The organism is Flavobacterium microcysteis, assembly GCF_006385255.1.
Classification (GTDB): Bacteria; Bacteroidota; Bacteroidia; order Flavobacteriales; family Flavobacteriaceae; genus Flavobacterium; species Flavobacterium microcysteis.
Window position 1 is genome coordinate 1 of sequence record NZ_VFJE01000044.1, and the last position, 19,362, is coordinate 19,362.

A 19,362-nucleotide genomic window follows, 5' to 3' on the forward strand; every position below is an offset into this window, starting at 1 on the left:
ATACACTTTACTGTTGGGATTGGAAAACACTGAGTTACCGGAATCGTTGGGAATCCAGCACCAAGTTTAGCCTCTTGTTGTGCAGCACATATTGGAGATATACCAGTGATGCATGAAGTAACAGTAGGAATACATTGAACAGTAGGAATTGGTAGGCATTGCGTTACCGGAATCGTTGGGAAACCAGCTCCAACATTTGCTTCCTGTTGTGCAGCACATATTGGAGATATACCAGTGATGCATGAAGTTACAGTAGGAATACACTGAACCGTAGGAATAGGCAAGCACTGCGTTACTGGAATTGTTGGAAAACCTGCCTGACTGTTCAGGTAGTTGTTGTAAATGTCGCCTTGTAATAAAGAAGACCCTTTGTCGTCACAGCCGCATGAAGCGTTGAAAGCATTTCCTGAATGCAACGCTATAATGCTTGCAAATTGACTGTCATCAATATCGTTCTCGATACCATTCAGTTTCAACGGCACGCTAAAGTGGTGACTGAAATTAAAGCATTTCCATCCCATGAAAGGAACATCTACACATGGTTGTAGCCCTAGGTCAAAACTAAAAACACCACCAGCTTCGTTAAAGTTAGTGATGCTTACAGAAATTTTAAATCTTGAGAAAGGCTGCCAGGTGTAGCTTACATTTGAATTGAAGTTGAAACTTTTGCCAACATTACCAAATGGAGTCCTTAAATTAATAGTAATGGTTACTAATCCGTTGACTGCACTAGCGCTTACACATGCGCTACAACTCAAAAAGGAGGGCGTACACCACTCCATAGCAGTAAGATGGTCGTATCCGTTATAAACGGCACCGTCTTCTACTTTTTCTACGTTTGCTATTTTTGCCATGTTATTTATGTATCAGTTTGCCTACTCTTTTATAGGGTTTTTCGGCTTGCTTCCCTATAGTTTTAATAAATGGCTTATTCAAAATAAAATCCTAATTCAGGTTGGTGTAGGCATGTAAACACATGCAGGTTATTTAGGAAGGGGGATTTTCAAATAAGCCCAGAAACAATCGATGCTAGCTTTCTTTTGTATTCTGAACTAAAATTACTGGGGTTGCCACGGTTGTAGTAAACAAATGATATGAGCAGGGGAATTATTGACATGAACGATGAAAAACAACGCATGAAAATAGAGGAATAAAAAAGCCCTTCCGGATGAGGGAAGGGCTGTGAAAATGTAAGGAGAAATGCCTTATTTCAGGATATTCAGCTTTTTGATAAAGTCTTTATGTTTTTCACTTAAGGTTACTTTATGGTTACCTTTTAAGATAACCAGATTGTCGTGCAATACTATTTCTTCAATCTTGTTTGCATTTACGATATAATTTCTATGGGTTTTGACAAACTTGTTTTTTTCCAAAAGTTCGCTGATTTTGGTAAGCGAAATCATGATGACAAATTTTTCATGTTCTGTAATGATATTGCAGTATCTTTCTTCAACTTCGATATAAACGATATCGTCAATCAACACCTTTTTCAAAGAGTTTTTTTTCTTGATGAATAGAGAATCGGTGCTAAGAACAGTATCCAGGTCATCACTTAGAAAGACATTGGACTGTTCGTAAAATTTTTCGACGGCCATTTCTATCGCATATAGGATTTCCAGCTCATTAAAGGGCTTTAGCAGGAAACTAAAAGGTTTTGTGAGTTTGGCCCTTTCAAAAATCTGGCGATCGTTGGAACTTGTCAGGAATACGAACGGACGTGAAATATCAGGAGTAATGTTAATGGTTTCCGCAAAAGTAATGCCTTCGGGTATACCGTTCAGGAAAACATCAATAATTACAATATCTACCGTATTCTTATAAAATAAAGCCAAGGCCTCGCTAAATGTAGTAGCCACGCCAGCAATAGCATAATTGTTTTGCGTGAGTACTTTGACAAGTGCCTCGCTTTCTGCCGGTGTATCTTCAATAATCAATACGCTTACCTTACTCATTTTTATTTGCCTTTAACAGTTGTATGCTAATCTTTGTGCCTTTATTTTCTTCGCTTTCAATAAGCAATTTTCCTTCGTTTTTCTGTGCCATTGACAAGCATAATTGCATGCCCAATCCGGTTCCGCTTTTTTCGGGATTTTCTTTTTTGGATACCAGTGCTGATTCATCCAAAAGCTGGCTGACTATTTCTTTACTCATTCCTTGTCCGGAATCCTCAACGGTCAAGGTACAAAAATCTTCTGAGGAACTGCCATGAATTGTTATCTTACCATTTTCTCTGGAAAATTTGATGGCATTGTCAATCAGGTTTCGCAGGATTATTTTTAAGGAACTTAAATCGGCGTAAGCGAATAGTGCTTTGGGAACCGAATTTTCAAAACTGATATTTTTTTCCTGCATAAGTGGCTTATAATTGAATTCCATTTGCTGTACTACGGAAAACAGATGTACTGATTCTTTATGAAAATAAAGCTGTTTTGTTTGAAGCAGAGCCCAATGCAGCAAATTGTCAAGCAGATTATACGAACTGTGAGCAATAGCACTGTTGCTCTGAAGTTGTTTGTCAAGTGCCTCGAAATTTTTGCATTCCAGACTTTCTGCTAACTTGGAGTTGCTGGTTTTTAAAGCATTAACAGAGGAGCGGAGATCATGGCTGACGATAGAAAAAAGTTGATCTTTGGCTGCATTCAGTTCATCCAACTTGTTTTTTTGCGAAAGAATGATACGGTTGCTTTTTATTTTCTGTCTATAGAAATAAATGCCTGTACCAAACAAAACCAGCAATAATAATGAAGAATAGAAAAAACCATTTCTTTCGGCAATTTTCAGCTTGTTTTCAGCTTCGAGGATGCCAATTTCCTTTTCTTTCTGCTTGACGGTGAATTTCTTTTCCAGTTCTGCAATTGCCCATACTTTGTTCTGGTCATTTAGAGAATCTCTCCAGCTTTCGTATTCTTTTCTGTAGGTTAAGGCAAGAGGGAATTTTTTGTTGTTTTCTGCAACGACTGCCATATTCAGCGCCGCATTCTGCTTTAATTCTACATTTTTAATCTTTTTGGATAGAGAATAGGCCTTTTCAAAATAGGGAATGGCAATATTGTCTTTGTATTGTTCGTAGTAAAGATTTGCAATATTCATATACGAACCAATGAGGGAGATGGTATCTTTTTCTGCCTGCATGACTTCTGCTCCTTTAGAAAAATAAGCATCAGCCTGATCGTATTTTTTTTGATGCAGATAGCAAACCCCAAGATTGTGGTACACTACACCTCTTTTAAAATCATAGTTGCCGGTTTCCGGAAGGTTTTCGATTTCTTTGAAATAGTGGATTGCCAGTTCGCTATTGCTTTCTTCCAAGGCAATTTCACCCAGATAAAGCCTGACCTTATAATAAAAACGAAAGTTTTTTGAAATCTGTAAAAATTCCTTGCGTGCTTGCTGAAGCAATTTTTTGTTTTTGAAACTGAATGCCCTGAAATAATGGCAATAATCAGCCAGTTCCTGATGACCAGCATGTGCCAGATATTTCATGGAATAGACCAGGGTAGAGTCCCAGTTTTTTTCTAAAAAGAAAGCTTGCGCTTTGTAAAAATCAGCCTTGTCCTTATTTTCAAGTGCTATTTTCCTGATTTCTGAATCCAAGAGATTATTGTTCTGTTCTTGGGAAAAAAGGGAAAAAGCCAGAAAAAGGAACACGACAATAAGCGCTGATCGAATTCTGGACATCATTAAAGGGTGGTGTAGTGGCAATAATTCTGTTCCTAGCTTTGCAATACGTGAGTTACTGTTCCTCTTGAAGTTCTTGGATTTGCATCATCAGGATCCGAGTCTTGTACGAATGTCCTAATGCTTGTGAATTGCTCTTCACCATCTTTTATCTCATGCGCATAGCTGATAAACCAAGCCAGATATTCTTTAGGAGTTTTTTCGGAACTCTCATATCGTAGCACAAATTTTAATTCGTTTGGAAGGGCATTCTCCTGGTCAATAAAAAGTTCAATCGGGGCTTTTCCCAAAAGTGTTTTTGGAATAAGGATTACCATTTTTACATTTAAAAGAGGACCTTTGTCGGTCAAATCGACTTCGGCAGAAACCATAGGTGTCAAAATTACTGAGGGTTCGGTTACGCCAATAATGTTGAGGGTTTCGTTACTGATTTGTAAAATTTGCTGTGCGCTTACGGGCGTCAGCTTGCCTGATGAAATTGAAGCATTCATACTATTAAGTTTTAATTGTTGAAGATTTGGTAGGGCTTGGGGGCGCTTTGGAACGTTAAAGGTACTTTTTTTCTTGAATATATTCCTTTTTAGTAAGAAATATTTGATGTAGAAATAACAAACGCTCCAATTGTTTTTAAATAAAAACTCTGGCTATACTAAATCTTTTTTGGAAAGAAGTATAGCCAGAGTTTATGATTGATTCCTGAAAAAAGGAATATTTAGTAGAAATTAGCGGGTTGTATATCCGCCGTTTGCAAAGATGGTCTGTCCTGTAATCCACCAGCCATCGGTTACTAAAAACTCAACCAAAGGAGCAATGTCTTTGATGTTGGTCAAGCCGCCCAAAGCAGAAGCCGATTTATGGTAAGCCACGGCATCCTCATTTTCCTGTCCGTAGAAAAAAGGCGTATCCATTGGACCTGGAGCTACTCCGGTTACAGAAATTCCTCTTGATCCAAATTCTTTGGAAGCCATTCTTGTAAAATGTTCAACTGGCGCTTTTGCTCCGGCATAGGTCGAATACAATCCTGTATAAGCTGCTAAAAGCGAAGTTACGATCGTACAGATCTTGCCGTTGTCATTCAAGTTTTTTCCTGCTTCCTGTATAAAGAAATAGGCCACTTTTGAATTGATATCGAACATGGAGTCGTATTCCGCTTCTGTCGTATCCAAAAAAGGTTTTTTTAGTACCATTCCCACTGTATTGATGGCAATGTCGATGCCTCCGAATTTTGCTTTTGTTTCTTCAAAAAGTTTTTTGATGTTGTCCACCTTTGTCAAATCTGCCTGAAACAAAAAGGCTGTCCCGCCGGCATTTTGGATTTCAGCCAATGTTTTTTCCGCATCGGTTTTTGTATTACTGCTGTTGTAATGAATTGCCACTTTTGCTCCTTTAGCTGCAAAATCACGGCTTAATAAACCTCCCAGGTTTTTTGCACCACCTGCAATCAAAACCACTTTTCCTTTTAAATCATTTCTTGCCATTGTATTTATTGTTTAATGAGTTACAAATTATAGTACAAAGATCATAAGTGTAGATTTTTTTATTATGGTGAACTTTTCGGAAGTTTTGCTAAGCACTTTATTTTATGCTTAACAACTCTTACAAAGAGGGCATTTTGTATTAGCTTATGTTTTTCCGGAATGTTCCGGGTGCCTGTCCAGTAAACTTCTTAAAAAATTTAGAAAAATTTGAAGGATCGTAGGTGAGTATTTTTGCGATTTCTGAGACGGGAAGGGCTGTTTCTTCCAGCATTTTTTTCGCATGGTCTATAATCTTCAAATCATAAAAATGGCAGGGGTGGTGTCCTGTTTCCTGTTGAACCGTATCCGTCAGGTGTTTGTGTGAAATAAACAATTCGCTGGCAATCTGGTTGATTTCCATAAAGTCTGTTGCTTTACCTGAAATGACATCGGATATATGCCTGTCCAAAAACAGAAAATAGTTTTGGGTAATTTCTTCACTTCGTTTTTGGATGTCTTGTTTGGATGTCATAATTGAACTATTAGCCTTACTGCAAGTTATAAAAATGTTTTTTGTTATCACCAAGACATTTATTTTTATTCTTTTTATTAGTATTGAAAACAAATGCTTGTCATATGTAAGTTTTTAATAAATTTGTTATGATATGTTGTTTGTATAGGTGAAATAATTGCAAATAGAACAGGAATGACAATTGAAGAGCTATTAAAAGACAAGACGATAAAGTCTAAAGAAAAAACAGAAATAATCAGCAAATGGATTATCGAGAAATCCTTACCAATTGATGAGCTGATTGCTTTTGCAGAAAAACAAAAAGATCCTGTAAAGGGAACCTGTATCGAGGCTATAGAATATGCTACAAAACAGCATCCGGAAATTGCGGATGAGAATGTATTAAATTTTGTAACCGAGACGCTTACTTCTAAAGCGGCAAGAATAAAATGGGAAAGCGCCAAAGTAATAGGCAATATAGCCCATTTGTTTAGTACAAGACTAAAAGCCCCAATAGCCAATTTACTGATTAATACAAAAGATGAAGGTACGGTTGTGCGCTGGAGTTCTGCGTTTGCATTGGGCGAAATATTAAAGTTAAAGACCGAGTACAATAAAGATTTATTGCCAGCCATAGAGGGCATTAGCAAAAAGGAAGATAAAAAAAGCATACAAAAAATATATTTGGATGCATTAAAAGCTTTGAAAAAATAAAGAACACATAATCATAGTAAGGCTACTTAAACCATGCACACCGGAAAACGCTACACACCTTTTGAATTTTTTTCATGGACATTCAGAGATACATTATTGCTGCTTGCTATTGCAGCTGTTCCCACCATTTTATATGAAGTATTCGGCTGGCATTTTCTGGCATTGCCCTGGCAGCCCATTGCTTTATTGGGTACGGCTTTGGCATTTGTTGTAGGTTTTAAAAACAATGCCAGCTATGGGAGGATTTGGGAAGCAAGACAGATTTATGGGAGTATCATTAATGACAGCCGAAGTTTTGCCTATACCTTACGGGATGCTGCCGGTGGAAAAAATAGTGAAACCGTAAAAACAATGTTTAACCGACATTTTGCATGGCTCACGGCATTGCGCTTCCAATTGCGGGAATCACGCAGTTGGGAAAATATGAAGCGAAGAAGCAACCAAAACTTTTTGGCAGGCCGATATACGATTCCGGAATGGGGAAGTAAGTTGGAGGAGGAGTTGAAGAATTACCTACCAGAAAATGAACGGAACTATATTCTATTTAAAAAAAATAGGGCGACACAGCTTATAGCGTTACAGTCGGAACAACTGGCAGCATTAAGAAGAGAAGGAATCATAAATGATTTTCAATGGAAAGAATTGCAGAATGGCATTATCAAATTTACAGATGACCAGGGCAAGGCAGAGAGGATTAAAAATTTTCCATATCCAAGAAATTTTGCTTCAGTGACGACCTATCTTATGTTTGCTTTTGTGCTATTGCTGCCTTTTGGGTTACTCAAGGAATATCAAAAAATGGGAGATGGCACTTTTTTAGAAGGCTATACGATCTGGTTTAATGTTATCTTTTCCGGAGTTGTGGCCTGGGTATTTCATGTTTTGGATACCATAGGGGAGAGTGCAGTCAATCCGTTTGAGGGAAGCGCCAATGATATTCCTATCACGCAAATCAGTCGGATGATTGAGATTGACATGCGAGATATGCTGGATGAAAAAGAACTTCCGGAACCGATTACCGCCAAGAATAACATATTGATGTAAGAACCAAATAATAAACTATAAATTACTAACAATTAAAATCAATGAGTATGAAAAAAAGCATTTTGATTATTGCGTTGGCATTTGCAGCATTTGCCTGCAATAAAAAAGAAGAGAATAAGCCAGAAGAAAGCGTTGCTACCGAAGAAGTACAACCGGCTGCGGCTGCTACAACCCTAGATTTATTCGATAAAGAATGGAAACTTCAGGAACTGAACGGAAAGGCAATCGTGCTGGACACTGCCTTTAAAAAAGAACCGTTACTAGTTTTTCATAAAGGCACAGATAAAATGACCGGAAATGGTGGCTGTAACAATTTTTCAGGTAGCTATAAAGTAAAAGAGGGCAACACTATTGAATTATCTGAAGGAGCAGCTACTATGATGGCTTGTCCAAATCTTGGTATTGAAGGCGAGTTCTTTAAAGCATTTAAACAGGTAAAAAGCTATCGTATAGAAAACAACAGTCTTATGCTTGATAATGAAAAGAAAGAAGTTGTTGCAAAGTTAGGGACGGGGAAATAAGAGAATATGATTGTATTCAGATTAAGTTTCCGAATAATCTTTATTTAATATCATGAATTGAGAATTTTAAAAAAGGCAACCCAAAAGGTTGCCTTTTTTAAAATTTTTTGAAAACACTACCGACTACCTACAAAAAGACATACCACCAACTTTTATATATTTCTTATTATTATCAAAAAAATAGAAATAACCGATAAAATCAAAACATCATACAGAATAAATTTTTTTATAGACATTTCCTTTCGGTTTTTCTTTCCTATGATTCTACTAACTATAAAGAAAAGAAACAAAATCAAAAAAATTAATATTGTATTCAAAATAAATCTATTTATAAAAAGTAATAAAAAAGATTTGTTCTTAAGATCGGTATACTGTTCTTCACTTCCTATCCATAAATAGGTTGAGAAATTTAAACCAATAGTTGCAATAATGAGTATTACAAAATTTAAAATTATATAGCCTGAGTTTAGAACTTTGATCTTCATTCTGTTGTTCTGTATAATTTCTTAATGCTTCAATTTTACTACATTTTTGATTTCTGTAAGCCCAATCATTGATAATGTCAATTTCCATAAAAACCTCTCAAACGGTCGTCTCTTTCGATTCTATAAATAAAAACTCCATTTCTACTTCCTTCATTTTTATAATTTATAAAAACAGGTATTTTTCCATTGGGTCTTGCATAAGATTCAGATTTATCATCAAAAAAAGTTGATTTGTAACTATAATAAATGTTTTTAACTTCTCTACCATAGACTATAAAGTATGAAAAGTTATTGAAATTGAAGTCAGTTTTATTAATATAATTTTTATAAGATTTGGTAGTTTGATTAAGTTCAAGATATCTGTCTATTTCATTTTTAGAATGAAAGAATTCGTAACCATCTGGTCTAAAAGTGTTATCTGGATCTGGAATTTCACATATGAGTTCTGGCTGTAGGTAATTCTTATAAAAGAAAAAATATGTAACAGATATTCCGGCAAATATTAAAATTAAAAATAGTATTATTTTTTTCATAATTGTAATGTGACAATTTATTTCATTTTTAGATTTTTTTAATTGGTATTATATCAAATGCGGTGCATTACTAGTTACTATCACTACCTAACATTATTGATGAATTAGTTTCCAATAATCATCAGCTTTAATTTTTGGAAAATCTTCTCCAAATCTTTCTTTCATCAGTGAATTTGTTTTTTCAGGACTTAATTCATAGGCTTTCAAAAGATAATAATCAGCAATCTTATTGGATTTTATATTAGCTTTATTTATTACATCCGTTTTTAATATAATATAAGTATCACAATACGCTTGATAATAGCCAAAATCATTAGACATAACCATGGCAATTCTTAAAAAATCATTGCTATGTCCACTATAAAAATACATATCCCACAATTTATTATAAGCCAGAGTATCGCCATTTGAAGACACCTTTCGTGATAAATCACGTCTTAATGATTCATCATTGTATTGTTTGAAATAAGAAGTTGAAGGAGATTCTTCAATTTAAACCTTTTGTTCTTTTTTTGAACAGGAAAAGCCAATAACTAAAATAATTAGTATCAATATTTTTTTCATAAACTATTGTTTTGTAGTAGCAAAATAATCAGAATTAAGACTTTTAGAAGTTTGCTTTTTGATAGACAGTAATATGGCCTTTATTATCATTAATAACCAGTATAGTTGATACATTGTCCCAAATTATTGGAATCTGCCCACATAGGCCATAGAAACAGAATTTAGCTTTTATTTTAAATACTGTTTTTGAATTTAGTATATCTCCTAATTTGATATATTACCCAAAAAGCAAGTATACAGCTTGTTCTTTTAGTTTAAATCAATATTATGTTATTGTTGAAATCGATGCCATAACTAACTCCGATACACTACACATTTTTAACTTTTATAATATAGAACCCTCCAACATCATCGAATGAAATTCGATTACCATTCATAAATAGATAATATAATATTGTGAAAAATTTAGCCTCTGTTGAGTCTTGATTTTTAACAGTATAATTGTCTTTTCCTTTTTCGCAATATTTGTTTAATAAATATTTTATACCAGAAGTTTCATATTCAGTTTTAATGTTTTTGTCTAAACTAAAAACCACTATATTTCGACCTTTAAATTTATCTTCTTCAAAAATAATTTTCTGTGCTAGTGCATCAGGAACAAAAGTTTCAAAACTTGGGTATTTATTTGAAAAATTTCTGTTATAAAATCGTCTTAAATGATTACTATTAGTTGATGCAAATTTACTTCCGTCTATTTTTACAAACATGATTCCATAGTTATTAAATAAACTATCTACAATTATTTCTGTTGTTTTTATTCTTTCCTTCCTATGAACTTTGTTTTCTTTTTTACTACAAAAACAGAAAGTTAGCATTACTATAATACATAATAATTTTTTCATTTTTTTTCATATTTTTTCATTTAGGCTATGGTTCCGTTAACATCTGTAGCTCTGACATAACCTTCGGAGGTAGGGAAGAACTGCAGGTTTCCGTCCTTGTATTGGAATCCATCCAGATAGCATAAATAAACAGCATTTAGTTTTTATCCTAAATGCTGTTTATTTAAATTTAGTTTATGTTCTAATTTATATATAACCCTATAATTAATAATCACCATAAATGATCATTTCACTTCTATTGGTGTCTAGATATAAAATGAACCAAAATAACATCCAACAAAATAAAAGCTACTTTCTCTATTTTTTTGAATTTCAGGAAAACTTTCCTTTTGTTCATAATCTTTGAACCATCCATTTCAAAGCTTTGTTTGTATGCTATTGGATCACCTAAATTTCTGCCACTCTCCTGAACCCAAAATTGTTTAGCTCTCACAGGCATCAATGTAAATCTATCAATAACAAAAAAGACTAAAAAAAGTGTAACTGAAATAATTAACCCCTTTTTCTTATTCATAATCTATAATTCTTTGCCAGATTAATACTTATATTTTAGAAATAAAAATTATTGATTTTAAAGGATAGGCCATTTTTACATTGCCCACCAACATATCGGAGATACATTATCTAATGTTTTTTATTATCAATTTTATTAATCGGTTTTTCCCATCCTTGCCCGCCATTAGTATATTTTGCGTTCTGTGCTTCTATCCAGTCGATGGCGCTATGAGAATAGAGAAAATCTTTCTGCTTAGGATAAGAGATTAAAAACTTTTTTTTAAATTGCTTCATTACCTCCTGTGCCCAATTAGTAAACTCATCAGCTTTATTGACATAGATATCTTGCTCGTTATAATACCCACTTTTAAAATAAAAGCGAGCCCTTTGCAAAATATTTTTATTATAAGGATAAAATCCCCCCATGCTGAATTCTAATAAAGGACTTAGTGTAATAGAATAATACCTTATTTTATTTGTATCAGTTGTATTAATTTTTATATCACTTAAAAACTCTTTTCGTGTTAAAAAGACTTGATATATCTCGTCATCTTCATTTGGAAGTTTTCCATCATTTTCATAATCACCATTTAACGATTCATCGACCAATACTTTAATTTGGTTTTCGGAAAGAAAAACCGATATTGCTTCCCAGTCTTTTGGGGTAATGAAAAAGTTGAGTTGTTTTGATTTCATATGATGATGTCTAATTTATTTTAATTATAGGGTACAAAGGTAGGGCGTCTTCCAGTTTCTGCTTCAATATCATCTAAAGCTCTTTTTTCTCTTGCAACTGGAGTACCGTTTTTGTTCTGTCTACCGACCTGTATCTGCCTAATTTCTCCTGTTTTTTTATTTATTCCTTCTAAATCAATAAAACGCTTTGTTTTTTCGCCATTTGGAGTATTTACCATTACTTCTCTTTTAGTTTTAAAGCCCTCGTCTTTCATCTTTGCTTCTTCACTTTCCATCTTTTTTTGATGGGCAGGACCTCCTTTTTTTCCATTGGGATTCGGAACTTTTTTTGTTTCATTAGTTTTTTCTCTACTTTTTTCAATTGTCTGTCGAATGGTATTCGCTTTAGAGCCATTTGATATGATACTACCAACACCGCTGCTTCCTAAAATTATTCCTGAGATCAATGTGTTGTTTCCTGCAGTAGCATTTCGACTTTGATTATCTCTTTGTATATTACCCGTTGGAGCTTCTGCCGATTGTGAAATAAGAAGAGCGGCAATAACAAAAACACATACAGGGCATCTGCCATCAGGGTCAATGAATATGGTAGGATTATTATTAGCATACATATATGGATTATTCTCATACCGCTTTTCTGCGAGTGGGTCTATATTCATCCACCTTCCCAAAGCCGGATCATAATTTCTAGCGCCGTAATCGTACCAGTCCAATCCCATCTCATTTTGAAATTCCTTGCCGTTGTACTTATAATTGTAAGGGAATTGCGGTATGGGATTCAATGGCGATGCTGTTAGCATTAGTTCCGGTCCAGCCCCCTTTTCCCTAAAGACAAGCAGGTTTGAGCTGTAATGCTCATGCTTGAACCCGAAAGGATAATAGTGGCTTTCTTCTAAGACCTTCAGTGTTCCTGCAGCCTGTGGATTTTCCGCATAAGAAAGTCTGATGTTACCCAGGTGGTCCTTATGGTTGAACACATAGCTATAGCTGTATCCTATCTTATTCTTTGTAACATCTACATAACCTTCGGCTGTCGGGAAAAACCGCAATATGCCATCCTGATAGTGGAAGCCCCCGAGATAGTTCATGACCATTGCCCCGATTCCGCCATCTACGCTGCTGTTCAGGTAGGGAGCGCTCTTTCTTACCTTCCTGCCGTCTGCGGTATAAAGATATTCGATTTTCCACGCTTCTGATCCAAAAAGTATTTTTGTGGGAAGGTTCATGTGGTTGTAGGTTATGTCCTAGTTTCCGTCGACAATCATGTTACGAATTTACCAACATATCTGTAACACCAAATTTGGTTTGAAGCCATTTTTTTGAAACACTATCCTATCCATTACCTTCTATTCCCAGTTGAAATAATAAAGGGTTTTATAATAATTTTTGCTCGTAAATGAAAATTTATTTCTTCATCGGGATCAGTAATCATTTTTTGAAAATTACTTAATATTTCTCTCTTATCCTTTTCATCAGAAAACACAAAAACTTCATAATCATCATCATGTAATTGAATCTCGAAATTTTCATAATTTAATTCATTTCTTATTACAACATAATAATATGAAAAGAAGTTCATAAACAATGTATTGAAATCAATTTTTTCAATTCCAAAATCTTTAATTGCTTTATCAAAAGCATTTAAGTTATCTAGCTTATCTAAACTAGATATATTAGTCCCTAAAAACTTATTTAAAAAGAAAATTCTTTCTTCAATTTTATCATGAAAACTATCAAAATTAATTATTGTTTTTTTCTCTGAGAGCGCATTCATCGCTCTTTCATAATCGTCTATTGAATTATACAATGTAAAGTCATTTATAAATTTAAAATAAATCAGAAAACGCTTGTCTGTACTAATGTAATATATGTGCTCTTTATCATTAGGATTATAATGGATTTGCTTAAAATTAAAATCTTTTATTAATTTATTTCCCTCACTATAATTTAAATTCTTAATATCCATATCTTCTATTTTTTTATTTTGAGAATATATATAATTAACACTTAAAAAAATTATAAATATTATATTTTTTAAAAATCTGATCATAATTAAAATTTTATTTCTACACCTTGCAATTGGGGGAGACCTATTGGAAATTTTATAGTGGCTCTCTGCGCAGAATATGACAATGTTGTAGGAGGAGTAAAGTACAATAAACCATTGTTCATATATGATACTGACCATTTCAAAGTAACCTTTTTATCATTAGCGTACTTAATTAATTCCGGAGAGATTAGAGTATTGCTAGTTGTGTATAATGTTATAATTGCCCGCCCGTGAATACCTCCTTCTGTTGAATTAGCTGCTGCGTCTATTAATCCTAGCATTTGAAATGGAGATGAGCCTGAGTTTAGATTTAACCAACCTGTAACAGCTTTTACCTCATGAAAATGGCTGTCTTTATTTATTGCTTCACCAAATAGGGAAATAACTCTTATATCAGATACTGCATCTGGTTGTACATTTCTATATTTACCATTAGTTTTAGCTTTTCTCTCAGAACTTTCAAACAACTCTTTATTGCTTGGCAGGTTTAAATAATTTAACGTTGCTCTTTCGAAAGCATTACCTGCTTCCTTTTTATCAATAATTCCATGGCTAGCTGCTAATGCAAATAGGTCTGTAGTTGAAAATGGTGTAACTCCTGAATTATCATTTGCATATAAGCCATAATCGGCCAAAGCTTCTTACCATGAAACTTGTTTGCCATTATCGATATAAATTCCCTTGTTTCCTTTATCATGTTCTTCCCAGTTATACTTAGCTTCCATTCCATCTGGATCTATGAAATAAATAGGATTGTTAAGAACGTATGTATAAGGTGAAAACCTTCTGCTGGTTTCCGAAAGCGGGTCAATATTCATCCACCTTCCAATTGCAGGGTCATAATTCCTTGCCCCGTAGTCGTAAAAGTTAAGTCCCAGCTCGTCTTGGAACTCTTTTCCATTATACTTATACTTATAAAGCTTTGTGAAATTTTCCTACCTCACACTTGCCCGAGTCGCCAATTTGTTATTTTTAAGAACGTTTTATCTGACGAAAATAAGGGTTATTCAAGTTAAATCCTAATTGATTAGAACAAAATAACTATTGCATCATAGGAATAACAGGTAACGAAAAACCCTGTCAAAAATGGCAGGGTTTTCATTTAATTTTTCTGATTTTAGGTCTATTCTTATAGATTATCAAAATCATCCGTAGCTTGAATGTTTAATCCTTTCAATAATTCTACAGTAGTCTTATCGGCTTCATTCTGGATTATTTTACTTCCTTTAAGTAAATTAGTCTCTACAATTGCATGATTAACAAATTTTGTTAGCACAATCCAAACTGCTTCCTTGGGGCTTTTGTCAATTTTAGTTTTTAATATTTCTTTTACTGGGGTTTCCATACCTTCCCATAAAAGCATTTCTTTCCAATTCTTAATTTGATTTTTATCCAAAGTTGACAAATAGGTTTCAAACGTAAAATTTATATTTTCGTACTTATGCACAATATTATTTCTGATTTCAGAAAGCTTTATTAAAAATTTTATTTGTTCAGACGGAATAAGGTTATAAGTTTTCGCAATACTTATTTTACTTATCTCACCGTGCAAAGGCATTCTTTCAACAACTTTTTTTAAATCTGTATCAATTTTGTTTACAATTAATTCAGTTACTAAAGATTCTATGAGAGAGTGCGACTTAATGACAAACGACCAATCGTCATCTTGTAAAAGTTTAGTTAAAAAATTAAACTTTTCGAGATAGTCATTTTCAACTGATTCAAAAAAAACTTTGATTAAATTTTTAGATTGTTCTGGAGTTAAATACATAATTATTTTATTGATTTAAGACGGTGTCAAAAGCAAAATTTTGACCGCAAGTACATTCTTCAATTAAGTCAGGTTCGTAAAAATTAATAAACATTTTTACTGAAGCAATCGCTTTTTGAAAATCAAAATCCAATAAATTTCTATAGATGCCTTTGTAACCTGTATTTGTTTTTTCAGCGGGTTTTAAATGAATAATATCGTTTCTCAATTGGATTAGGGAATCAATACACTTGTTGTACTTCTTATATTTTCCCTGTTTGAAATCGATGTTCTTTATCTTGGGTATTGTATTATAAAGCTTGTGCGTAACTGTTGGATTTATTATGGTTTTTCCAAACTTGTCTATGAATTCATACTCTTTTGGGATTGTTCGATTCGCAAAACTTTCCAATGTAGCCTGAAGATTAATGATGCTATTTACTGCCAATTGAAAAAATGTTCCTGAGTGATTCAAATTAACCACTTTACCAACTTTACCAGCTTCTGATGATTCAGTAAGTAATGTCTTCTTGTAATGTTCTAACCTACCATAAGACATTACTGCATTAGCATAAAAAATAGTAATTGGATTCACTTCGGGTAAAATCAGCTTTTTATCCTTGTATAAATAATCATAGCCGTAAATTACTTTAGTATCTAACATCAACATAATATCATCCTCGGCTAATTTCTTTGAGGTCAGATAGTCTTTTGCTTTTACTTTGCTTTCTTCAGGCACAATAGTATCATCCAATTCAGAAGGGTGAAAATCAATTTTAATTTCCCTCGTTGCTTTTAGTTTTGGATGCCCCATTATTTTTTAAACGCATTTTTCAGCATCTTTTCCATTGCTGATTTTGTTTCATCTACAACAATCTTTTCTGCTTTTTTAGCAAGTTTACCCCTAAACTCTTCACAGCAGGCATTTATCTCAAAACCTTTGATGTTTTTTTTAAATTCTGGCTTTTCATTGTGTTTACTACAGGTTTCGCTTTCAATTTTACGCTTAATTGCGTTGTAATCTAAAAAATCACTCATAGTTTTTTGTTTTCAATCTAAGGAAAAAAATTAAGCCACGATAAAATTTTCGTTTATCGACTGTTTTTCTCGATGTAAGAAACATATTAACTAGCAATGATTAATAATCCACACGGATCGTGTGGATTATTAATTTTAAATCATGTAAAATTATATGTAATTATTATTCAATCGTTAGACCAATTCTGTCATTATCTATATACAGGTTTTTCTGTTGAATGTAATTAAATGGTTTTGTTTGATTAGTTATGCCAAACTTTGAATATTCAATTACATCTACTGGAATTATTAATCGTGGTCTATAAATGTCAAAAATTTCATGAAACATAAATGACGGAAATCTGGAATTATCTTTAAACATTTTTCTAAATTGTCGATATGACAAACCTACTTCATAGAAACTTTCTTCTCCATAATTCCGTTGACCTATTTCAAAATAGTCGTTATCCAAAAATTCTGCAAAACCTGAATAATATTGTTTCGATATATTTATCAAATCATCATCGCCAATTATTACATTTTCATTAAATGGGTCGTGATAATTGCATCTGATTGAATTGTAAATATTATATGAAACTGATGCTACTGAGAAATTAACTGGGATAATATGATTTCCACTATTTGCTTGAATCTTGTGGTCTGTCATGTCGCCTGTACCATTAGTATATCCTTTAGCTTCAATTGCAAATCTTGTTGAAGAAGAAGTATAGGCTAATAAATCTGGTCTTTGCCCAACTAATGGAATTCCTCGCAAACGCATTTCAGCTTCATAATTAACAGTCAACAAACTATTGTCAATTCTTTTAGACAGTAAATCTGCAATTGCCTTACCAGCTAAATTCGAGAACTGCCCTTTTTCTGTTGGGTCAGATAATCCTATTGGCGGTTGTGAAAAATGATTATTGTAAAATGAACCTCTTCGAAGATAATAACTGTAATGCAAAGCCATTCCTAATGTTCGAAATAATTTACTTGGTCTTGGAGCGAATCCTTGACCAGCCATCGCAAAATGTTTAGAACCGACAAGCCCTTTATAGGGTAGCCTGATTGTTATAGGATGGTCGTTCTTACAGAGTGACCGAAGGTTGTTTTAATTTTTAAGATTATAAAATAAAAGTTGTTGATTTTAAAGACTTCGTAGCTTAAAAATTACCACTAACACATCTGATACATTACCGAAATTTCTTTTGGCACAATTTAGATTTATACCGCTGTATTGCTGATTGAAAGCCATTTTTAACAGCAATTCCGTTGCACTTTGTACAATATACTTTTTCCATGCCCTAATTTAATACACGTAGCAAAAACAAAATCTTATTTGATAGGCTTTAATGAAAAATAATTATCCAAAACCTATTTCCATACAAAAAAAACAGTATTTAGTTTTTATCCTAAACACTGTTTTCAATGATTGAATTTTGAAATTTAATCTATGCCCAGATTTGATACATTACCGGGGTAATATTTAATGGTATAATTTATCAATTACACTTTCTAAAACTTTACCTAAATCAGTTAGCTCATAATTCTCGTCATAACCAATAATTTGTTGTTTTTCTCCTGCCCAATCTCTAATTTCATCAGCTAAATCATTGTCTACTTCTACTTCTTTATTTTCAACGAAAATTAATTTAAAATATTCGCTTTCTTTAGAGAGATGGTTATTCAAAAAATCAATTTCTTTCTTAGAAAATTTTACTATCATGGTGTATTTAATTTATTTATAAGTTTAGTTGCTTTACTTGTAGAAGTAGGATTTACTGAAATTATTTTTCCCGTAGATGGATTAACAACAACTTCACCTGTTCTGCCAATAAAACGCTGACTTTGTCTTCCTAATCCGTCAGTGACCACATCCTTTACAACTAATGGTCTTTTAAGGGCATCTAAAATGGAATTTGGCTTTACGCCTTTTCTGGCAAAATCTCCAATCGCTCTATTTAAACTATGTTTGCCAAAACCATTGATTGTTAATCCGTTTAAAGCTCTTATTCCAAGCTTTGGCTTTACTTTTCCTTTTGTAACTACAGCCATAGCGAATGCAGTAGCTTCTGAATCATCTCCAGAAAATAGTTCAGTAAAAAGTGCCTCCCAAGCTCCTGTTATATCAAATGCGCCACCTATTGGGGTGACTGCTCCTGTGTTAGCAAAATATGGAAGCCCAGCTCCGTCCTCCATTATTCTTATACTCATTCCTCTTTCGTAAGACATCCCTCTAATTTCTTTTCCAAGAATGCTTAATCCTTCTTTAGAGCCTCCCCGCTTCCAATCATTATCTATTAGGTAAATATTGTCATCACCATCATCCCCATGTTCAACTATTCTCCCTGAATTTTTATTTACAAAAGTAGATGTAAAATAATTTGACCCACTTCTCATGTAGCTATCATCATTATTATATTTCTCTGGTGCAAGCCCGCTTGGGTCTGAAAATGAAATAGGATTGTTATTTGAAAAATTATATGGCGTTAAATCAGAAAAAACTTCCGAAAGCTCATCCATATTGCCCCATCGACCAATATCGGGCATATAATTCCTGGCTTCCATATCGTACATATTCAGCCCCAGCTCGTCTTGCAGTTCCTTGCCATTGTACTTGTAATTATAAGGGAGTACCGGCACCAAAGGCTCCGGGGTCACCGGATCTTTTATAGACAATGCACCCCTATATTCCCTGTGCACCAAAAGGTCCGAGTTGTAATTAGTATGTTTGAGTCCAAAGGGATAGTAATGGTCCTCTTCCAGTATTTTAAGAACGTTTGGATTTTCCGTATCCTTGGCATAGGAAAGTCTGATGTTGCCCAGATGGTCTGTATAGTTATAGACGTAGCTGTAGGCTATGGTTCCGCTGACATCCGTAGCCCTGATGTAGCCTTCGGGAGTAGGGAAGAACTGTAGGTTTCCGTCTTTGTATTGGAATCCGTCTAGATAGTCCACAAGACCTGATTCAAACAGATCCCGGCTGTTGTAGCACTATGTTTAAC

The 19,362-nt window shown here is 33.8% G+C and carries 23 protein-coding genes and 1 pseudogene; 3 read left to right on the plus strand and 21 right to left on the minus strand.

The genetic code is table 11. The features are described 5' to 3' along the window. The 6 genes from FJA49_RS00105 to FJA49_RS00130 all read right to left on the minus strand — a co-directional run. Positions 1 to 854, minus strand: an 854-nt coding sequence (locus tag FJA49_RS00105) for a hypothetical protein (RefSeq protein WP_139997585.1), incomplete at its 3' end; no start/stop codon positions are given. A 351-nt stretch (positions 855 to 1,205) separates the two neighbouring features. Beyond that, a complete protein-coding gene (locus tag FJA49_RS00110; RefSeq protein ID WP_139997587.1) occupies positions 1,206 to 1,952 on the minus strand; it encodes a LytR/AlgR family response regulator transcription factor in 747 nt (248 codons plus the stop codon). Continuing rightward, the gene (locus FJA49_RS00115; RefSeq protein ID WP_233590040.1) at positions 1,945 to 3,681 is read right to left on the minus strand and encodes a tetratricopeptide repeat-containing sensor histidine kinase; all 1,737 of its coding nucleotides are present in this window, start codon (positions 3,679 to 3,681) and stop codon (positions 1,945 to 1,947) included. The genes FJA49_RS00110 and FJA49_RS00115 overlap by 8 nt, the downstream gene beginning before the upstream one ends. Positions 3,682 to 3,713: 32 nt before the next feature. Then, positions 3,714 to 4,169 carry a hypothetical protein gene (locus FJA49_RS00120; RefSeq protein WP_139997589.1) on the minus strand — a complete coding sequence of 152 codons (456 nt, stop codon included), beginning with the start codon at positions 4,167 to 4,169 and terminating at the stop codon, positions 3,714 to 3,716. 231 nt (positions 4,170 to 4,400) lie between these two features. After that, positions 4,401 to 5,156, minus strand: a complete 756-nt coding sequence (locus tag FJA49_RS00125) for an SDR family oxidoreductase (RefSeq protein WP_139997591.1) — start codon at positions 5,154 to 5,156, stop codon at positions 4,401 to 4,403. Positions 5,157 to 5,295: 139 nt separating this feature from the next. Beyond that, the gene (locus FJA49_RS00130; RefSeq protein ID WP_139997593.1) at positions 5,296 to 5,667 is read right to left on the minus strand and encodes a helix-turn-helix domain-containing protein; all 372 of its coding nucleotides are present in this window, start codon (positions 5,665 to 5,667) and stop codon (positions 5,296 to 5,298) included. 174 nt (positions 5,668 to 5,841) lie between these two features. Here FJA49_RS00130 and FJA49_RS00135 point away from each other — a divergent pair, with 174 nt between their 5' ends. Genes FJA49_RS00135 through FJA49_RS00145 form a run of 3 tightly spaced genes read left to right on the plus strand, consistent with a single transcriptional unit; the run spans position 5,842 to position 7,925 of the window. Continuing rightward, complete coding sequence (locus FJA49_RS00135) at positions 5,842 to 6,360, plus strand: hypothetical protein (RefSeq protein WP_139997595.1); 519 nt, start codon at positions 5,842 to 5,844, stop codon at positions 6,358 to 6,360. Positions 6,361 to 6,393: 33 nt separating this feature from the next. Next, positions 6,394 to 7,404 (plus strand): bestrophin family protein, encoded by a 1,011-nt coding sequence (locus tag FJA49_RS00140; protein ID WP_139997597.1) that lies wholly within the window; start codon positions 6,394 to 6,396, stop codon positions 7,402 to 7,404. Between the two features lie 47 nt (positions 7,405 to 7,451). Then, positions 7,452 to 7,925, plus strand: a complete 474-nt coding sequence (locus FJA49_RS00145; RefSeq protein ID WP_158629425.1) for an META domain-containing protein — start codon at positions 7,452 to 7,454, stop codon at positions 7,923 to 7,925. 562 nt (positions 7,926 to 8,487) lie between these two features. Here FJA49_RS00145 and FJA49_RS00150 read toward each other — a convergent pair. From FJA49_RS00150 to FJA49_RS00220, 15 genes and pseudogenes are all read right to left on the minus strand, one after another. Further along, positions 8,488 to 8,943, minus strand: coding sequence for a hypothetical protein (locus FJA49_RS00150; RefSeq protein ID WP_139997602.1), 456 nt, complete (start codon positions 8,941 to 8,943; stop codon positions 8,488 to 8,490). Between the two features lie 93 nt (positions 8,944 to 9,036). After that, a complete protein-coding gene (locus FJA49_RS00155) occupies positions 9,037 to 9,360 on the minus strand; it encodes a hypothetical protein (RefSeq protein ID WP_139997604.1) in 324 nt (107 codons plus the stop codon). A gap of 455 nt (positions 9,361 to 9,815) precedes the next feature. Then, positions 9,816 to 10,349, minus strand: coding sequence for a hypothetical protein (locus FJA49_RS00160; protein WP_139997606.1), 534 nt, complete (start codon positions 10,347 to 10,349; stop codon positions 9,816 to 9,818). Positions 10,350 to 10,584: 235 nt separating this feature from the next. Further along, the gene (locus tag FJA49_RS00165) at positions 10,585 to 10,863 is read right to left on the minus strand and encodes a hypothetical protein (protein WP_139997608.1); all 279 of its coding nucleotides are present in this window, start codon (positions 10,861 to 10,863) and stop codon (positions 10,585 to 10,587) included. Positions 10,864 to 10,973: 110 nt separating this feature from the next. Next, positions 10,974 to 11,540 (minus strand): hypothetical protein, encoded by a 567-nt coding sequence (locus FJA49_RS00170; protein WP_139997610.1) that lies wholly within the window; start codon positions 11,538 to 11,540, stop codon positions 10,974 to 10,976. A 20-nt stretch (positions 11,541 to 11,560) separates the two neighbouring features. Further along, complete coding sequence (locus tag FJA49_RS00175; RefSeq protein WP_139997612.1) at positions 11,561 to 12,766, minus strand: RHS repeat domain-containing protein; 1,206 nt, start codon at positions 12,764 to 12,766, stop codon at positions 11,561 to 11,563. Positions 12,767 to 12,879: 113 nt separating this feature from the next. Beyond that, a complete protein-coding gene (locus FJA49_RS00180) occupies positions 12,880 to 13,590 on the minus strand; it encodes a hypothetical protein (protein WP_139997614.1) in 711 nt (236 codons plus the stop codon). A gap of 2 nt (positions 13,591 to 13,592) precedes the next feature. After that, on the minus strand, positions 13,593 to 14,225 hold the full coding sequence (locus FJA49_RS00185) for a hypothetical protein (protein WP_139997616.1): 633 nt from the start codon (positions 14,223 to 14,225) through the stop codon (positions 13,593 to 13,595). Positions 14,226 to 14,231: 6 nt separating this feature from the next. Continuing rightward, positions 14,232 to 14,492, minus strand: a pseudogene (locus FJA49_RS00190) (RHS repeat-associated core domain-containing protein); the annotation flags it as partial. Between the two features lie 227 nt (positions 14,493 to 14,719). Beyond that, positions 14,720 to 15,361: a hypothetical protein gene (locus FJA49_RS00195; RefSeq protein WP_139997620.1), complete on the minus strand. Its 642-nt coding sequence runs from the start codon at positions 15,359 to 15,361 to the stop codon at positions 14,720 to 14,722. A 7-nt stretch (positions 15,362 to 15,368) separates the two neighbouring features. Then, positions 15,369 to 16,154, minus strand: a complete 786-nt coding sequence (locus FJA49_RS00200) for a hypothetical protein (RefSeq protein ID WP_139997622.1) — start codon at positions 16,152 to 16,154, stop codon at positions 15,369 to 15,371. Continuing rightward, positions 16,154 to 16,378, minus strand: coding sequence for a hypothetical protein (locus FJA49_RS00205; RefSeq protein WP_139997624.1), 225 nt, complete (start codon positions 16,376 to 16,378; stop codon positions 16,154 to 16,156). Before FJA49_RS00205 ends, FJA49_RS00200 begins: the two co-directional genes overlap by 1 nt. Positions 16,379 to 16,541: 163 nt before the next feature. Beyond that, entirely contained in the window at positions 16,542 to 17,381 is an 840-nt protein-coding gene (locus FJA49_RS00210; RefSeq protein WP_139997626.1) for a hypothetical protein, read from the minus strand. Positions 17,382 to 17,843: 462 nt separating this feature from the next. Continuing rightward, a complete protein-coding gene (locus tag FJA49_RS00215; RefSeq protein WP_139997628.1) occupies positions 17,844 to 18,083 on the minus strand; it encodes a hypothetical protein in 240 nt (79 codons plus the stop codon). Further along, positions 18,080 to 19,315, minus strand: a complete 1,236-nt coding sequence (locus FJA49_RS00220; protein ID WP_158629426.1) for an RHS repeat domain-containing protein — start codon at positions 19,313 to 19,315, stop codon at positions 18,080 to 18,082. Before FJA49_RS00220 ends, FJA49_RS00215 begins: the two co-directional genes overlap by 4 nt. Positions 19,316 to 19,362: the final 47 nt, after the last annotated feature.

Coding starts and splice junctions, on each gene's coding strand:
- FJA49_RS00115 (WP_233590040.1), bottom strand. CDS start 3,681: ATGATGTCCAGAATTCGATCAGCGCTTATTGTCGTGTTCCTTTTTCTG.
- FJA49_RS00110 (WP_139997587.1), bottom strand. CDS start 1,952: ATGAGTAAGGTAAGCGTATTGATTATTGAAGATACACCGGCAGAAAGC.
- FJA49_RS00210 (WP_139997626.1), bottom strand. CDS start 17,381: ATGGCTGGTCAAGGATTCGCTCCAAGACCAAGTAAATTATTTCGAACA.
- FJA49_RS00125 (WP_139997591.1), bottom strand. CDS start 5,156: ATGGCAAGAAATGATTTAAAAGGAAAAGTGGTTTTGATTGCAGGTGGT.
- FJA49_RS00150 (WP_139997602.1), bottom strand. CDS start 8,943: ATGAAAAAAATAATACTATTTTTAATTTTAATATTTGCCGGAATATCT.
- FJA49_RS00120 (WP_139997589.1), bottom strand. CDS start 4,169: ATGAATGCTTCAATTTCATCAGGCAAGCTGACGCCCGTAAGCGCACAG.
- FJA49_RS00145 (WP_158629425.1), top strand. CDS start 7,452: ATGAAAAAAAGCATTTTGATTATTGCGTTGGCATTTGCAGCATTTGCC.
- FJA49_RS00140 (WP_139997597.1), top strand. CDS start 6,394: ATGCACACCGGAAAACGCTACACACCTTTTGAATTTTTTTCATGGACA.
- FJA49_RS00170 (WP_139997610.1), bottom strand. CDS start 11,540: ATGAAATCAAAACAACTCAACTTTTTCATTACCCCAAAAGACTGGGAA.
- FJA49_RS00205 (WP_139997624.1), bottom strand. CDS start 16,378: ATGAGTGATTTTTTAGATTACAACGCAATTAAGCGTAAAATTGAAAGC.
- FJA49_RS00180 (WP_139997614.1), bottom strand. CDS start 13,590: ATGATCAGATTTTTAAAAAATATAATATTTATAATTTTTTTAAGTGTT.
- FJA49_RS00215 (WP_139997628.1), bottom strand. CDS start 18,083: ATGATAGTAAAATTTTCTAAGAAAGAAATTGATTTTTTGAATAACCAT.
- FJA49_RS00195 (WP_139997620.1), bottom strand. CDS start 15,361: ATGTATTTAACTCCAGAACAATCTAAAAATTTAATCAAAGTTTTTTTT.
- FJA49_RS00130 (WP_139997593.1), bottom strand. CDS start 5,667: ATGACATCCAAACAAGACATCCAAAAACGAAGTGAAGAAATTACCCAA.
- FJA49_RS00200 (WP_139997622.1), bottom strand. CDS start 16,154: ATGGGGCATCCAAAACTAAAAGCAACGAGGGAAATTAAAATTGATTTT.
- FJA49_RS00135 (WP_139997595.1), top strand. CDS start 5,842: ATGACAATTGAAGAGCTATTAAAAGACAAGACGATAAAGTCTAAAGAA.
- FJA49_RS00165 (WP_139997608.1), bottom strand. CDS start 10,863: ATGAATAAGAAAAAGGGGTTAATTATTTCAGTTACACTTTTTTTAGTC.
- FJA49_RS00160 (WP_139997606.1), bottom strand. CDS start 10,349: ATGAAAAAATTATTATGTATTATAGTAATGCTAACTTTCTGTTTTTGT.
- FJA49_RS00175 (WP_139997612.1), bottom strand. CDS start 12,766: ATGAACCTTCCCACAAAAATACTTTTTGGATCAGAAGCGTGGAAAATC.